General features: G+C 28.6%; 14 protein-coding genes. 7 read left to right on the forward strand and 7 right to left on the reverse strand.

Going from position 1 to position 16,081, the window contains the following annotated elements; translation table 11 throughout:
* Positions 1-78: 78 nt before the first annotated feature.
* From BLT70_RS13520 to BLT70_RS13550, 7 genes are all read right to left on the reverse strand, one after another.
* Entirely contained in the window at positions 79-1,080 is a 1,002-nt protein-coding gene (locus tag BLT70_RS13520) for a glycoside hydrolase (RefSeq protein ID WP_172824419.1), read from the reverse strand.
* A 25-nt stretch (positions 1,081-1,105) separates the two neighbouring features.
* Positions 1,106-1,978 (reverse strand): hypothetical protein, encoded by an 873-nt coding sequence (locus BLT70_RS13525; RefSeq protein WP_091895359.1) that lies wholly within the window; start codon positions 1,976-1,978, stop codon positions 1,106-1,108.
* A gap of 74 nt (positions 1,979-2,052) precedes the next feature.
* Complete coding sequence (locus BLT70_RS13530) at positions 2,053-3,123, reverse strand: arylsulfotransferase family protein (RefSeq protein ID WP_091895361.1); 1,071 nt, start codon at positions 3,121-3,123, stop codon at positions 2,053-2,055.
* A gap of 24 nt (positions 3,124-3,147) precedes the next feature.
* On the reverse strand, positions 3,148-4,386 hold the full coding sequence (locus tag BLT70_RS13535; protein WP_091895364.1) for a DUF1566 domain-containing protein: 1,239 nt from the start codon (positions 4,384-4,386) through the stop codon (positions 3,148-3,150).
* Between the two features lie 148 nt (positions 4,387-4,534).
* Positions 4,535-5,722, reverse strand: coding sequence for a DUF1566 domain-containing protein (locus BLT70_RS13540; protein ID WP_091895366.1), 1,188 nt, complete (start codon positions 5,720-5,722; stop codon positions 4,535-4,537).
* A 97-nt stretch (positions 5,723-5,819) separates the two neighbouring features.
* Positions 5,820-6,533 (reverse strand): LytTR family DNA-binding domain-containing protein, encoded by a 714-nt coding sequence (locus BLT70_RS13545; RefSeq protein ID WP_091895369.1) that lies wholly within the window; start codon positions 6,531-6,533, stop codon positions 5,820-5,822.
* Entirely contained in the window at positions 6,530-7,639 is a 1,110-nt protein-coding gene (locus BLT70_RS13550) for a sensor histidine kinase (protein ID WP_091895372.1), read from the reverse strand. The genes BLT70_RS13545 and BLT70_RS13550 overlap by 4 nt, the downstream gene beginning before the upstream one ends.
* A gap of 201 nt (positions 7,640-7,840) precedes the next feature.
* On the opposite strand from BLT70_RS13550, the gene BLT70_RS13555 reads away from it, so the two are divergent.
* The 7 genes from BLT70_RS13555 to BLT70_RS13585 all read left to right on the forward strand — a co-directional run bounded on the left by BLT70_RS13555 (position 7,841) and on the right by BLT70_RS13585 (position 16,080).
* Complete coding sequence (locus BLT70_RS13555) at positions 7,841-9,187, forward strand: NAD(P)/FAD-dependent oxidoreductase (protein ID WP_091895374.1); 1,347 nt, start codon at positions 7,841-7,843, stop codon at positions 9,185-9,187.
* A gap of 61 nt (positions 9,188-9,248) precedes the next feature.
* Positions 9,249-10,871, forward strand: a complete 1,623-nt coding sequence (locus BLT70_RS13560; RefSeq protein WP_091895377.1) for a 4Fe-4S dicluster domain-containing protein — start codon at positions 9,249-9,251, stop codon at positions 10,869-10,871.
* A gap of 83 nt (positions 10,872-10,954) precedes the next feature.
* Positions 10,955-11,431, forward strand: a complete 477-nt coding sequence (locus BLT70_RS13565; RefSeq protein WP_091895380.1) for a toxin-antitoxin system YwqK family antitoxin — start codon at positions 10,955-10,957, stop codon at positions 11,429-11,431.
* Positions 11,418-12,122, forward strand: a complete 705-nt coding sequence (locus tag BLT70_RS13570; protein WP_231962727.1) for a glycosyltransferase family 2 protein — start codon at positions 11,418-11,420, stop codon at positions 12,120-12,122. Before BLT70_RS13565 ends, BLT70_RS13570 begins: the two co-directional genes overlap by 14 nt.
* Positions 12,122-13,612, forward strand: a complete 1,491-nt coding sequence (locus BLT70_RS13575) for a cellulose synthase family protein (protein ID WP_091895383.1) — start codon at positions 12,122-12,124, stop codon at positions 13,610-13,612. Before BLT70_RS13570 ends, BLT70_RS13575 begins: the two co-directional genes overlap by 1 nt.
* Positions 13,612-15,009: a mannosyltransferase gene (locus BLT70_RS13580; protein ID WP_091895386.1), complete on the forward strand. Its 1,398-nt coding sequence runs from the start codon at positions 13,612-13,614 to the stop codon at positions 15,007-15,009. The genes BLT70_RS13575 and BLT70_RS13580 overlap by 1 nt, the downstream gene beginning before the upstream one ends.
* A gap of 57 nt (positions 15,010-15,066) precedes the next feature.
* Entirely contained in the window at positions 15,067-16,080 is a 1,014-nt protein-coding gene (locus tag BLT70_RS13585; RefSeq protein WP_091895389.1) for a LacI family DNA-binding transcriptional regulator, read from the forward strand.
* Position 16,081 lies beyond the last annotated feature (1 nt).

A 16,081-nucleotide genomic window follows, 5' to 3' on the forward strand; every position in this document is an offset into this window, starting at 1 on the left:
TTGATTAATTTAAGGTTTCTGAAACAAATTTAATTAGAATTGACAATTTATTATAAGATATATATCATATTTAAAAAATTATTGTTGGTATAATTTTCTAATGGTTGCTTCCGCAGGTTTATTTTGGGGTGTAAATCTATTGTCTTTTTTACCGCCAACATTTTTGTGTTTATGAAACCATTTCCAAGCAAAACCACCTGCAAACCACTCTTCTTTCCAAAATTGATTATGAATTGCTTGTAAACCATTTACTTGTGCTTGTAAATTTACATTGCCCTCAAAACGATCTACAAACCAAGGTTGTTTTGCATTATAATCTACACTTCTGTAGCCAAATTCGGTAAATAAAACTGGCTTTTTAAATTTTTTCTGAATTCTAATAATTTCTTCTTTATGAGGTTTCCAACCAATTTCTAATTCTTTTACGGTTGGTGTTTTTTTATCACTTAAAGGAAAATAAGCATCGATACCAATAAGATCAATTTCATTTAAAAAAGGTACTCTTTTAAATTCATCCCAATTTGCAGCATAGGTTAATTTCCCTTTATAAATTTCTCTAATTTTAACAATTAGATTTAACCAATATTGAGGTCTATTAAGAACAAATTTTTCTAATTCTGTACCTATACAAAGAATATTTGCATTAATTTCTTGCGCTACTTTTGCATACGTTAATATAAAACTCGAATACGAATCTTCTAAAATTTTCCATTGCTCTTCAGATTGCATTTCTATTAAACCTGTAAATTCTCCACGCCAAACCCATAGTTGAGGTTTTACCATAATTTTTACTTGTTTTTTCTGAAATTCTTCTGCGTATTGTAACAAACCTCTTTTACTCTCTCCAAACCATTCTCTTCCAGAATTGTATCTAATTGATGGTGATGATAAATCTTTTATAGAACCAAAAGGCATTAATGCAACATAATTACTATGAACCTTTAAAGCCGGGTTTATATGTGTAGTATCAATTTTATCTCTTGAAGCTACAAAACTTAATCCATTAATTTTTTTGGTTTGACTTTTACAAGAAACTTGCAAAAAGATAAGAAGTAAAAAAAGGAATTTTGTTGCTTTCATATTTCTCACAAAATACTACTTTTTACTAAAACAAAATTCTTAAACCAATGTTAAAACTTTGCCCCAAACCTGTATCATTTCCTCTTACAAATTTACTGTATAAAGCCTCTAAATTTAAAGCGTTACTTAACTGATACTTACCTCCAAAACCTACCGAAGAAAAATTTTGTGTAAAATCTCCAAAACGCTGATAATGTTGCACAAAACCTAAAATTGTAGATTTATCTGTAGGAAAATAACTCATAAAAACACCTGGTGCTAGCACAAATGTTTTATTAGCAAAACTCTCTTTGTCACCAAAATTATATTCTGTATTTAACTCTGTAAACAATTGCCAATCTCCACTTGGCAAAGTATAATCATAGAAAAAACGATTTTGAAATGTATATGCGGTTTGGTCTAAATAAACGCCGTTTTCATCCGATTCATCGGAAATAACAGGAATATGAAATGCACTTTGAATTGAGAAATTGCCAATACTTTCAATTGGTTGCCATTTTAAAGCTGGTGCAAATGAGGATAATCCGTTTCTTGAATTTACATCATCATTAAAACCAAAAACTGAAGTAGCATTTTCTCCATTTTTTGTATTTGATCGGTATTCTAACAATAATCCAATATTTAATCGATTGTTATCAGAAATTCCTGTAAAAATATCTAAAGTCGATGTAAAATAGGTTTCTCTTACTTTGTCAGATTTTACTCCATTATAATTCCCTTCGGTTTCTGTATACAAATTGTTAAAAAACTTAATATCCCATTGACCTTTGTTTAATAATTTTGATGGAGTATAGGTTTGGATGTTACTTTTACTTGCATCTACGTCTTCTTGCGCATAAGAATGTATGCTAAAAAAAGAAAGTATTGTTATTAAAATTTTAAGTTGTTGTTTTTTCATGTTTTCCTGATTAATTATATTTTATTATAACATCAGTCTTAACATTTACCTATAACTTACATTTTATCTTAAACTTAATAATCAGCATATTTACGAGCTTTAAATATATTAGAAGACTTACTTAAAGTTACATTCTCTGGTATATAACTCCAAACTTCTTCTCCTTTTTCGGTAACCTCTATAAACTGCCCTTCCACACCTGAACAAATTAAAGTATTACCAGAATCTAGACGTTGAACTCCTGAAATATGGTCTGAATAAAAACTATTTGAATACTCCCAAACAACAACATCTAATTTTGTAATTTCTAATATAGCAGATTTGTTAGTTTCTGCATTATTATTAAAAACAAGTATGTTTCCATTCTCTAAGAAGGTTGCATCATGTTGCCCTACTAAAGTTTCATCAGCAGTTAAGCTTTTTGTAATTTTTTTACTTTCTTTATTAATTATATACAGAGTATTTTTATTTTTTGAACTTATAAGAATTTCACCATTTTTATAATCAATAGAATTAAAATGTAAATAATCTACTTTATCTTTATTTTCTGGTACAATACCACCATCATCCATGGCACTCCAATTCCAAATAACAGAATTGTCTGTCTTATCAATCATAACAATCAACTCATTCCAATAATCTGAATTGTTATATTCTCTTAACTCCCAAGATAAAGCAATAATTGTATTAGCATCTATTTCTTTAAAATCATGATGAAATGTTGATGCATCACTAAATCTTTCAATAGACCAAACCACCTTATTATTATCGTCTAATTCTTCAATGACTCCGGCAACTAAACCTCCTGTAGAAAATGATCCGTTATTTACTTCTGATAATTTACCTAAACGCAATAGATTCTTATTTACTGATAAATAACAGCCCCCTGCAGACGTATTCGAAGATGACCATGTTTTAACATCTGCACCTAAAGAATCTATGAGATGAGTTGTAGTATCTCCAATAAAAGAATACAAGACAAACCCATCGGTTATATTATTTGTTACCTCAACATCGGGATTTGTATTTGTTTCATCATTTATAATATCTTCTTTATCACAAGCAATAATTAAAAATAGCAATACCATTAATAATGATAAATGAATGCTTGTTATTTTAATGTTTCTTATTTTAAAACTTCTCATTATATATCTTGATTAAAAATAGCTTTAATTTACATTTCTTACACATCTAACAAAATTATACACCTTACGAATATCTCCTTGAGGTCCAAAAGTATCAGGATAATCAGCTGTACTACCAGATTTAGGATCGTTACGTTGTGCACCAGCTCCATGAACATCTAATAATACACCATTCATTTCTCCTTCTGCTTCTCCAAAACAAAAGTACACAGCATCTGTATATGGAGTTGGCCCATCTTGTAAAGGAGAGCTAGTCCAGTAATAACCATATTGACCAGAGTTACCATTATAATCTGTAATTTCTGTACAACTAAATAAAGGATCAATAGCAGGAGAATTTGTAGTTTGAGGAGATCTAGTATAATCTACAATAGTTTGTAATTCTTTTGCGTTAGGCATTCTCCAATCACTATAATCTGCAAGGATAAGAGATTCTGCGTATTTTAAACCATTTTCCCAGTCATAATTTTCTCCATTATCTGCTTGTTGCCACATTAAACCAGTAGCATTATCTGTAATTGTACCATCCTCATTATCTACAAAATCATTTTTACCGTAAGATGTATTTCCTCTTACCATTCTAAAATACATAGTATTAGCAGCTCCTGTTGCTGGCTTATATTTAGGATATCCTTTTAACCTTCCGTCTACAAAATTGTACCCAAAAACGGCTTCTTTTCCTGTCATTATTTCTCCTACATATTGTGTAACAGACCAAGTTTGCCCATCAATTTCCCTTTCACCAATAGACTCATTACCAATTGGTTGGTTAAAGTAATTTACATCAATAAACATATCTACAGCATCATCACCAAAACATCGTCCTGTAAATTGAGCTAAAGAATATAACTCTTTAATTGTTGGAATTCTCCAATCTGTATATTCTCCTAAATTAAATGTTTCTACTAACGCAACAGCATCTGCATAAGACATTTTATCCCCCATGTCTTGCTGCCACATTAATCCTGTTACATTATCAGTAACCGTACCATCTCCATTATCTGTATAAGAAGGTTGATTGCCATTGTATGTTGCATCCTGACCATAAAAATCATCACCTTTTATAGGTACTGAAATTATAGCGTCGTTACTATAAAAATCTGAAACATTTGTATCTACAACTGTATAAGAAAAATTCGTTGTAACAATTTCATCTCCTTCTTCTTGTTCTTCTACAATACTCGCTTCGGAATCTTTTTCACAAGAGAAAATAGTTAAAATTGTGAGTAAACTTATTGCTGTTTTTAAAAATTTAAAATTCATAATTTATGTTTTTAGTTTTAACATGTTTCACAGATCTATAATGAATTTCTGTAATAAAAAAAGTACCAACGAAATCCATAATATAGCCCATGAATTGTTATTTTATGCCCAATTTAATAAGGGACTGAAAAGTTTTAATAATTGAAAATTACATTTTAATTGTACGAACGCTTCTTACATAATTATACACATAACGTACATCTCCTTGAGGTCCAAAAAATGTAGGATATTGATTTTCATTTCCACTTTTAGGATCACTTCTTTGACAACCAGCACCGTGCACATCCATTAACTGATTTCTCATTTTTCCTTGTCCTTCTCCAAAAGCAATATATACAGCACTAGCTGATGGATTTACACCATCTAAATGCGTTGTGCTTGTCCAAAAGAAGGGATATTGTCCAGACTTCCCTTCTGGATCTTTAATTTCTGTAGTAGAAAAAATAGGATCTATAGCTGGTGAATTTGTGGTTTGAGGTGATCTTGAATAATCTACAATACTTTGTAACTCTTTGGCATTTGGCAAACGCCAATCAGTATAATCTGCAAGTTCTAAATCTTCTGAATACGCTAAGGATGCTTGCCAATCTCTACCTTTACCATCATCTGCTTTTTGCCACATTAATCCTGTTGCATAATCACTTACAGTACCATCTCCATTATCTATAAAATTGTTTTTTCCGTAATCTGTATTTCCTCTTACCATTCTAAAATACATGATATTTTCAGAGTGAGTTCGCTTCTTAAATGTAGGGTATCCTTTTATACGGCCATCAATAAAATTAACACCAAAAACAGTTTCATCTCCGTTCATCGTTTTTCCTACATATTTTGTAGATGACCATGTTTGTGCATCAATTTCTCGTTCGCCAATATTAGTATTTCCTAACGGCTGATTAAAATAATTGGTATCAATAAATAATTTAAAAGACTTCGCTCCTTTTACTTTACCAGTAAATAATATCAAAGAATACAATTCTTTAATTGTAGGAACTCTCCAGTCTGAATATCCGCCTAAATTAGATTTTTGAGCTTTAGAAAACGAGGCTTCATATGTCATTTTATCACCCATATCTTTTTCCCAAATTAAACCCGTTACATTGTCGGTAATTGTACCATCTCCATTATCTGTATAGGATGATTGATTTCCTTTATAAGTAGCATCTTGCCCGTAAAAAACATCACCAATATTTGGTTCTGAAATTACATCATTATTACTATAAAATTCAGAAACATTTGTATCTACAATTGGGTATGTTGTTTGTCCGGTTACAGTGTAGAAAACTGTGAAACAAATAACTAATAAGATCAATTCTTCATTTATAAAATCTTTCATAATACTACGTTTTAATATTTAGCTTAATCAAAGGTCTAAAACAAATTATAAAGAAAAGAACGAAATCAACAGAAGGAAGGTTTCTATCAATGAAAATTTAACTGAAAAAATTTTTATTTAAAAAGTTTTTAAATTCCTCTTGATAGGTATCACTTACCACTATAGATTCTTTTCTACTGTAAATAATTCGGTTGCGTTCTACTGTAACAATATGATTGAGGTTAACAATAAATGAACGATGAATACGCATAAAGTTTTCTTTAGGTAACACTTCTTCGATATTTTTAAGACGGAGTAATGTTCTTACAGGTTCTCCATTTACTAAGTTTAAAGAAACATATTCTTTTTGAGCTTCTAGATATTTAATATCGTTAAAATTGATACGAATATGTTGCTGACCAGATTTTATGAATAAAAAATCGTCTTTCTTTTTTACTTCTGATAATTGACGCTCTTTTTTGATTGTATCTGCAGCTTTATTTGCTGCGGATAAAAAATCTACATATTCAATCGGTTTCAATAAATAATCAATTGCATTTACTTTATAACCTTCAACAGCATATTCGCTATAAGCAGTCGTAAAGATAATTTTAGGAGAATTTTCTAACGTTTTAGCCAACTCTAATCCGTTTAAATCTGCCATATGAATATCTAAAAATAACAAATCTACCGGATTCTCTTTCAAAAAATCGCCAATATCCAACGCATTGGTAAATTTTCCTTTCAATTGAAGAAAAGGTGTTTTATCAATATAAGAAACAATTTGTCTAAGTGCTAAAGGTTCATCATCTATAGCGATGCAAGTTATCATATCGGTATTTTTATAGTTGAACTAAATACATTTTCATTTTCTATGGATGTAAATATATAATCATTATTGTAAAGTAACTTTAAACGTTTCTTTGTATTTTCTATACCAATTCCTAAACTTTCTACAGTTTCTAATTTTTTATGTACACTATTCTGAATTGTAAATTCAAGTTCATTTTCATGAACAAATAGACGAATATTAACAAACGAGTTTTGCTCGTAACTAATTCCGTATTTAAAAGCATTTTCAATAATATTGGTAAATAACAACGTTGGAATTGAAATGTTAGGTGGGTTTTTTGGAAGGTTCAATTCTATGATTACTTCTTCGCAAAAACGCAATTTCATCAATTCTACATAACTTTCTATAAATTTAATTTCTTTGGATAAAGCAATCGGTTTATCATTAGATTCATATAATAAATAGCGCATTAAAGTTGATAATTTTACTACAGAACGCTTTGCTTCTACCGTATCAAAATCAATTAATGCATGAATATTATTAAGTGTATTCATTAAAAAATGAGGACTTACCTGATTTCGTAAAAAAGCCAGTTCATTTTTAACACTTTCTTTTTCTACTTCTGCTTTTTGTTGTTGTGTTTCTGCCCATTTTACAGAAAGTTTCATTCCGGTATCAAAACCAACCAATAAAATAGATAATAAAATTAAATTTACATATGGAGGATATGTTCCTACGGGAGCTTGCCGATTTTGTAAACCTTTTTTTATTCCCGTTTTATTTGAATCAGGAAATTGAAGTCCACCTTGTTTATGCAAAGGAACTATTTCTTGAAATATTACATTTTTACGTATATTAATAGAACCAAATACGGTAAAAGAAATAACTACAACAACAGCAACTAAATAAAAAAATTGTTTCCTTTTAAATAATAAAAACGGAGTTAATAAAAACCTATTTACACAAAAAACGATTAATAAAGGTAAGTAATCAATCCACACATTAAAAATGACACTCCATCGGATAAAACCACTATTAACCCATTGATAAAATAGTGGCAATAAAAATAATAATATCCAAAATAGAAAAATAAAAATAGACTCAAAAAAACTAGAACTTTGCTTATTAAGTAGATTTTTAGACATCGTTTATTTTTATTTAAAATACAGTTAATTATAATAGAAAACAAATATGGTATTTCTATTTATAACATTTAATTATTATCAATAGAAAGTTGATTTAAATCAATGAAAAAATATAAAAATCTATTTAAAACCATTCTAAATTAATATCCGGAATTAAGTTCTTAACTTTAACTACGACTCAACCTAAGAATTAATCTACTTATGAAGCACATTGTAATAATTGGTAACGGAATATCTGGAGTTACTGCAGCAAGACATATCAGAAAAAACTCTGATCATAAAATAACTATTATTTCTGCAGAAACTAAATATTTCTTTTCTAGAACAGCCCTTATGTATGTATATATGGGACATATGAAGTTTGAACATACACAACCTTATGAAAATTGGTTTTGGAAAAAAAATAGAATAGAACTTAAAGAAGCTTTAGTTAGCAATGTAAATACGGAGAAAAAAAAATTAGAATTTAAAGATTCTTCTACACTTTCTTACGACCAATTGATTATTGCAACAGGTTCTAAGCCAAATAAATTTGGATGGCCTGGTCAAGATTTAGAAGGTACATTAGGTATGTATCATAAACAAGATCTAGAAAAATTAGAAAAATATGCGCCCAATAAAGAAGTTTGTAAAAGAGCTGTTATTGTTGGTGGTGGATTAATTGGAATTGAATTAGCAGAAATGTTACGAAGCAGAAAAATTCCAGTTACTTTTTTAGTAAGAGAAACTAGTTTTTGGAATGGAGTTTTACCCGCTCAAGAATCTGCAATGATTAACAATCATATAAAAGATCACCATATAGACTTACGTTTAAGTACCAATTTAAAAGAGATTAAATCTGATGAAAACGGACGCGTAAAATCGATTGTTATTCAAGAAACAGGAGAAGAAATTCCTTGTAATGTAGTTGGTTTAACTGCTGGTGTAACACCAAATATAGATTTCTTAAAAGAATCTGGAATAGAACTAGGTAGAGGTGTAAAAGTAAATCGCTTTTTAGAAACAAATGTAAAAGATGTTTTTGCAATTGGTGATTGTGCAGAACAACACGAAGCGATTGGGCAACGTAGAAATATTGAAGCAGTTTGGTACACAGGTAGAATGATGGGAGAAACACTTGCTCAAACAATTTGCGGTAACAAAACGGCATACAAACCAGGTCATTGGTTTAATTCTGCAAAATTTTTAGATATAGAATACCAAACATACGGTTGGGTTTTTAGCGAAAGAAGTAAACAAGAGAATGAAGCCTATTTTCAATGGCAACATCCAACAGATAATAAATGTATTACTATTTCTTTTGATAAAAATACCAATAAATTTTTAGGTATAAATACCTTCGGAATTAGAATGCGTCATGAGATTTTTGATAAATGGTTAACCGAAAAAAAATCTATAAAACATGTTTTGGAATTTTTAGCCGATGCAAATTTTGATCCAGAATTTTATAAACTACATGAAGCTGAAATTTTAGCAAAATTTAATAAAGAAAATAATACAAATATCACCCTAAAAAAGAAAAGTTGGAAACGAATTTTTAGTCATTAATTAGAATGATAAAAACGTCAAAAAAAAATCCAATTTTAACTCATAACACCCTATAATTATTTTGAAACTTATAAAACAATCAGGTTTAATCATTTTTTTAGCAGGATTAACCTTCTTCATAGGCATACTTTTTACAGGTTCTTTTAATTTAACGCAACCAGAATTAGATACTTTTATCCAAGAAAAGGGATATAAAAGTGAAGTTCTAAAAGAAGAGCTAACAAAAGCAATTGTAACAGAAGAAAATTTAAATATTTTTCAATTCTCTAGTAAAGTTATTGGTGCTTTTGAAGCTTCTAATAATCATTATGATGCCTTGATTGCAAAATACAATGCAGAAAAAAATTGGACTAAAAAAGGAGCACAATTTAAATATAAAATATCTGGAAAACCACATAGTATCAGTTTTGAACTGGCAAAAAAATCTGGTAAAGGTTTAGCTGCTGATAATACAGGTTTAGCTTGGTTTTTAACTTTTGGTTTAGGCATTTTAGGAGCTTTAATGTTTATAATTCCTGATGTTGTTTTATTAGGAAAACCTGGCATTAAAAATGATGGAATTTTTCTTAGCGCAGCTACAAACCGTGGTTGGATTGGTTGGTTTACGTTTATCTTTTTAGTTACCTTTTATATTCTCCTTTATTTTTATCCAGATTTTATAGTAAACTGGGTATATTTAGTAGACCCAATTAGTAAATCTCTTAGCGGTAATCCTGCAGGTCAATGGTTTTTATACGGATTTTTATATTGTGTGGTAATGACAGTTATGGCGATAAGAATGTATATAAAATATCGACATAATAAATATCAAATTTTAAGAACAACCTCTGTATTATTTTTCCAAATTGTATTTGCTTTTTTAATTCCAGAAATATTAGTGCGTTTTAATCAACCTTGGTACGATTTTAAAAATGCATTTCCTTTAGATTATGATTTTTTCTTTAAATGGAATTTAGAAGAGTTAATTGCAAGTGGTGGTTTAGGTTTATTTATTTTAGTTTGGGGAATTCTTTTAACGATTGTAGTTGTGCCAGTAATGGTGTATTTCTTTGGTAAAAGATGGTATTGTTCTTGGGTTTGTGGTTGCGGTGGTTTAGCAGAAACTTTAGGAGATCCGTATAGACAAAATTCTAGTAAAACATTACTTTCTTGGAGAACAGAACGTATTGTAATTCATTCTGTTTTAGTTTTCGTTTTAGTGATGACAGCTTTTGCTTTGTACACTTTTTTCTCTGGCGAATACCAAGTTTTAGGTATTAAAACACAAACCATACAAGATATTTACGGTTTCTTAATCGGTTCTATTTTTGCGGGTGTAATTGGTACAGGATTTTATCCAATTTTTGGCAACAGAGTTTGGTGTCGCTTTGGTTGTCCTTTAGCGGCTTATCTAGGATTTGTTCAGCGTTTTAAATCGCGTTTTAGAATTACTACAAATGGTGGTCAATGTATTTCTTGCGGAAATTGCTCTACCTATTGTGAGCAAGGAATTGATGTTAGAGCTTATGCACAAAAAGGTGAAAACATTGTTCGTTCTAGCTGTGTAGGTTGTGGTGTTTGTTCTGCAGTTTGTCCAAGAGGAGTTTTAAAATTAGAAAATGGTCCTGAAGATGGAAGAATAAATCCGACAGAAATATTATTAGGAAATGATGTTGATTTAATGGATTTAATTAATAAAAAATAGATCATTAATATTGATAATATTTTTTAACATCCTAAATAAAACTTTTAAAAAAACTAAAAACAATAGCGTAATACCATTTTAAAATGAAACATTTTATTATTATATACATAATATGTACCTCTTTTATATTTTCTAATCAGAAGAAATATCAGAAAGAATATTATAAAAACGGACAACCAAAACAAGAAGGTTGGGTTTTAAATAATAATAAAATTGATTATTGGAAATTTTATTATAGAAATGGTAACTTAAAAAAAGAAGGGTCTTATAAAGATAATTTAGAAACAAAATATTGGTATTTTTACAACGAAAATTCTATTAAAGAAAAAGAAGGACATTTTAAAGAAGGGCTGCAAAATGATTGGTGGTTATTTTATGATAAAAAAGGAAAAGTAAGTCATAAATGTCAATTACAAAACAATCAAAAAAATGGGTATTGTTTAATTTATAAAAAAGGCAATCTCATAAAAGCATCTAAATTTAAAAATGGAAAAAAGATTAATGAATGGAAAGATTTTTCATCTTTTAAAAAAGAGAATTCACTAAGTGATTTACGATAAAAAACCGATTATAAAAGTAATTATACCAGCTTATAATGAACAAGCTTCTATAGCAAAAGTTATTAATGACATTCCAAAAATTGTTAATGAAACAATTGTTATCAGCAATAATTCTACAGATAATACAGAAATAAATGCAAAAAATGCTGGTGCAACTGTATTAAAAGAAACAAGAAAAGGATATGGTTTTGCTTGTTTAAAAGGGATGGATTATATTGCTAACCAAAAGGTAAAACCAGAAATTATTGTATTTCTAGATGGCGATTATTCAGATTATCCAGAGCAATTAACAGAACTTATTGCACCAATTATAAATGATAATATAGATTTTGTAATTGGCTCTCGTGTAAAAGAATTACGAGAAAATGGCTCGATGACGCCTCAACAAGTTTTTGGAAATTGGTTAGCAACCTTTTTAATGAAACTGTTATTTAGAGCAAAATTTACAGATCTGGGTCCTTTTAGAGCCATTAAATACGATAAATTATTAGCTTTAAATATGCAAGATAAAACCTACGGATGGACTGTAGAAATGCAATTAAAAGCACTAAAACAAAAATTAACGTACACAGAAATTTTAATGAAATACAGAAACAGAATTGGTGTTTCTAAAGTGTCTGGTACAATAAAAGGTACTATATTTGCAGGAATTAAAATTTTAGGTTGGATTTTTAAATACAGTTTTAAATAATGTTTTTAGAATATTTTATTATTGTCGTCTATTCTGTATCGTTATTGCTCATTTTTATGTATGCAATTGCGCAATTAAACCTACTTATTAATTATTTAAAGTATAAAAATAAAGAAGACAAATCGCCTAAATTTGACTTCAACAATCCAGACGAAATTCCTTATGTAACAATACAACTACCTGTTTATAATGAGTTGTATGTAATGAAACGTTTGTTAAAAAATATCGCTAAAATAAAATACCCAAAAAATAAATTAGAAATTCAAGTTTTAGATGACTCTACAGATGAATCTGTAGAAATGACAGCTAAACTCATTAAAAAAGTACAAGATTTAGGTATTGACATACAACATATTAGAAGAACAAACAGACAAGGATTCAAAGCTGGTGCTTTAAAAGAAGGTTTAAAAACTGCAAAAGGTGAATTTATTGCCATTTTTGATGCAGATTTTTTACCAAAACCAAATTGGTTATATGAAACTGTTCCTTATTTTAAAAATCCAGAAATTGGTGTTGTTCAAACAAGATGGAGTCATATTAACAGAAATTACTCTACACTTACAAAAATACAAGCATTTATGCTCGATGCACATTTTACCTTAGAACAAGTAGGTAGAAATAGTAATGGGCATTTTATCAACTTTAATGGTACTGCTGGCGTTTGGCGAAAAGAATGTATTTATGATGCTGGCAATTGGGAAGGAGATACACTTACAGAAGATATAGATTTAAGCTATAGAGCGCAACTTAAAAACTGGAAATTTAAATATCTAGAAAAAGTAGAAACTCCTGCAGAACTCCCGGTAGTTATTAGTGCAGCTAGAACTCAGCAATTTAGATGGAATAAAGGTGGCGCAGAGAATTTTCAAAAAATGGCAAAACGCATTTTCACCAATAAAAATATTTCTGCTAAAACAAAAATTCATGGTTTACTACATTTATTAAACAGCTCGATGTTTATTTGTATTTTTCTCGTAGCAATTTTAAGCATACCAATGTTGTATATTAAAAATGAATATGCCCATTTAAAAAATTACTTTTATATAATGAGCTTTTTTGTAGTTAGCTCATTAATATTTTTTGTTTGCTATTGGTATATGTACAAAAATATTTATGGTAGCGGAATAAAAAATTTCTTTAGATATATATTTGCTTTTTTAACATTTTTTTCTGTAGCAATGGGCTTTTCTTTACACAATACAATTGCTGTTTTAGAAGGTCATTTTGGTAAAAAGAGTGAATTTGTTAGAACTCCAAAATTTAATATCATAACTTTAAAAGATGGATGGAAAAACAATAAATACATCAAGAAAAAACCATCTATTCATGTAATTTTAGAAGGATTATTAGCACTCTATTTTGTTTTTGGTATGTATAGTGCATTTATTGTTGGTAATCAAGGTGGAGATTTTGGGCTATTTCCTTTTCACTTAATGCTTTTTATTGGGTTTTCTTACGTCTTTTTTAAATCGATTTTCTCTAAAGCATAATGTCTTTTTTCTTAAAAAATAAAGTTGCGTTAGTAACTTTAATAAGTACAATTCTCTATTTTATATTTGCCTATTTTTTAGAAAGAATAGAGTTTTATAAACTTACCTTCTTGTGGGTTTTCCTCTTTGGATGTTTTTATATTCTGATAAAAAAAAGCGCTATTTCATTTACTAATTTAGTAGGTATTTCTATTCTTTTTAGGTTAATTTTCTTGTTTGCAATGCCAAATTTATCTCAAGATTTTTATAGATTTATTTGGGATGGAAGAATGATTTTTGAAGGTTTTAATCCATATTTATCATTACCAGAAACCTTTATTCAACAAGGAATTTACCCAATTTCTGATGCATCAGAATTGTATAGTGGAATGGGAGAATTAAACGGAAGTCATTACACCAATTATCCGCCATTAAATCAATTATGTTTTTTTATTGCAGCTTTATTTTCTAGCAAAAGCATATTCGGTTCTGTTATTGTATTAAGGTTATTAATTATTCTTGCTGATATAGGAATTTTATACTTTGGCAAGAAACTTTTACAAAACCTAAACCTACCTATTAAAAATATTTTCTGGTATGTATTAAATCCGTTTATTATTATAGAAATGACAGGAAATTTACATTTTGAACCTGTTATGATTTTCTTTTTAATTTGGGGATTATACAAATTACATCAACAAAAATGGGTGTTTTCTGCATTTTTAATAGCTTGTTCTATTTCTGTAAAATTAATTCCGTTATTATTTTTGCCTTTGTTTTATCAGTGGTTTGTAAAAAAATCGATCCAACAATCAAAAAGTAATATCATTACTACTTTTTTAGCACAATTAAAAAGTCGTGAATTTTATAAATTAATAAGTTTTTACGCAATTATTTTATCAACTACAATACTATTTTTCCTACCTTTTTATTCATCAGAATTAATTACAAACTACACTAAAACAGTTGGTTTATGGTTTAGAAATTTTGAATATAATGCTAGTTTTTATTATCTTTTTAGAGAAATTGGCTACTTATTTAGAGGTTGGAATGAAATTGGAATTATTGGAAAAATTACGCCAATTTTAACCATTCTTTTTTTACTGATTATCACTTTTTTTAGAAAAAATAAATCTGAAATTCAATTGATAACAGCGCTTTTATTTGGTTTGTGTTTTTACTATTTTACAGCATCAACTGTACATCCTTGGTATTTAGCAACTCCAATAATTTTATCTGTTTTTACCAAATATAAATTTCCAATAGTCTGGAGTTTAGTAGTTGTTTTAAGCTATCAAGCATACAGTAATTTGCCTTGGAAAGAGAATTTATGGTTTGTTACAATTGAATATATTACTGTATTTTCCTTTTTAATTTATGAAATGAAAAAAGTTAAGGTAAAAAATATGATAAATTAATAATTTATTAAAAAAGGAGTGGTTTTATTTTATATATTAGTGCCTAATTTTGTTTAGATGAAGAAGCTTACGATAAAAGATATTGCAAAAGAATTTAATGTTTCCATTTCAACTGTGTCTAAAGCACTGAATGACAGCTATGAAATTAGTGAAGCAACAAAATCAAAAATTCAAAAATATGCCAAAGAGCATAATTACAAACCTAACTTTAATGCATTAAGTTTAAAAAATAGAAGCACCAAAACTATTGGAATTATTATACCAACAATGTTAAAATATTTCTTTGCACAAGTTTTTAAAGGAATAGAAAAAGCAGCGATAGAAAGAGGTTATAAAGTAATTGCTTGTATTTCTAATGAGTCTTATAATAAAGAGGTAGAAATTATTGAAATGCTTTCTAACGGAAGTATCGATGGTTTTATTTTATCAATGTCTAAAGAAACTGAACTTAAAAAAGAATTCAGTCATTTTAAAGAAACGATAGAAAACGGTACTCCTATTGTAATGTTCGATAGAGTTGCAGAACCTATAGCTTGCGATAAAATTATTACTGATGATTTTAATGGTGTATTAAATACCGTTGAATATTTATACAAAACGGGGCATAAAAAAATTGCTTTTGTATCTACTATTAGTAATTTACATATGGGCGAGCAGCGTTTATTAGGATACAAAAAAGGCTTAGAAAATGTTGGTTTACCTTATAATGAAGATCTAGTTGTTAATATTTTAGATAAAGGTTACAAGGAATATGAATCTATTTTGACTCCTTTTTACAAAAAAAATAAAATTGACAGCATAATTACAACTGGAGAATCTGCTGCTGTTGCTGCTATGAAAGCTGGTTTAAAATCTGGTCTTGAAATACCAAAAGATTTAGCTGTAGTTGCTTTTTCTAACGGAATTTTAGCAAGACACTCTAGCCCTAAAATGACAACTATTAGTCAACATGGAGAACAAATGGGAGAAATGGCAGCTAAAATTTTAATTGATAAGTTAGAAAAAAAACATAAAGAAATTGTTACTAGAGTAATAAAAACCGATTTAGTAATTAGAGATTCTACAAAATAAA

This window comes from Polaribacter sp. KT25b (assembly GCF_900105145.1).
Taxonomy (GTDB): Bacteria; Bacteroidota; Bacteroidia; order Flavobacteriales; family Flavobacteriaceae; genus Polaribacter.

Coding starts and splice junctions, on each gene's coding strand:
- BLT70_RS13535 (WP_091895364.1), bottom strand. CDS start 4,386: ATGAATTTTAAATTTTTAAAAACAGCAATAAGTTTACTCACAATTTTA.
- BLT70_RS13525 (WP_091895359.1), bottom strand. CDS start 1,978: ATGAAAAAACAACAACTTAAAATTTTAATAACAATACTTTCTTTTTTT.
- BLT70_RS13540 (WP_091895366.1), bottom strand. CDS start 5,722: ATGAAAGATTTTATAAATGAAGAATTGATCTTATTAGTTATTTGTTTC.
- BLT70_RS13575 (WP_091895383.1), top strand. CDS start 12,122: ATGTTTTTAGAATATTTTATTATTGTCGTCTATTCTGTATCGTTATTG.
- BLT70_RS13585 (WP_091895389.1), top strand. CDS start 15,067: ATGAAGAAGCTTACGATAAAAGATATTGCAAAAGAATTTAATGTTTCC.
- BLT70_RS13555 (WP_091895374.1), top strand. CDS start 7,841: ATGAAGCACATTGTAATAATTGGTAACGGAATATCTGGAGTTACTGCA.
- BLT70_RS13565 (WP_091895380.1), top strand. CDS start 10,955: ATGAAACATTTTATTATTATATACATAATATGTACCTCTTTTATATTT.
- BLT70_RS13545 (WP_091895369.1), bottom strand. CDS start 6,533: ATGATAACTTGCATCGCTATAGATGATGAACCTTTAGCACTTAGACAA.
- BLT70_RS13530 (WP_091895361.1), bottom strand. CDS start 3,123: ATGAGAAGTTTTAAAATAAGAAACATTAAAATAACAAGCATTCATTTA.
- BLT70_RS13580 (WP_091895386.1), top strand. CDS start 13,612: ATGTCTTTTTTCTTAAAAAATAAAGTTGCGTTAGTAACTTTAATAAGT.
- BLT70_RS13550 (WP_091895372.1), bottom strand. CDS start 7,639: ATGTCTAAAAATCTACTTAATAAGCAAAGTTCTAGTTTTTTTGAGTCT.
- BLT70_RS13520 (WP_172824419.1), bottom strand. CDS start 1,080: ATGAAAGCAACAAAATTCCTTTTTTTACTTCTTATCTTTTTGCAAGTT.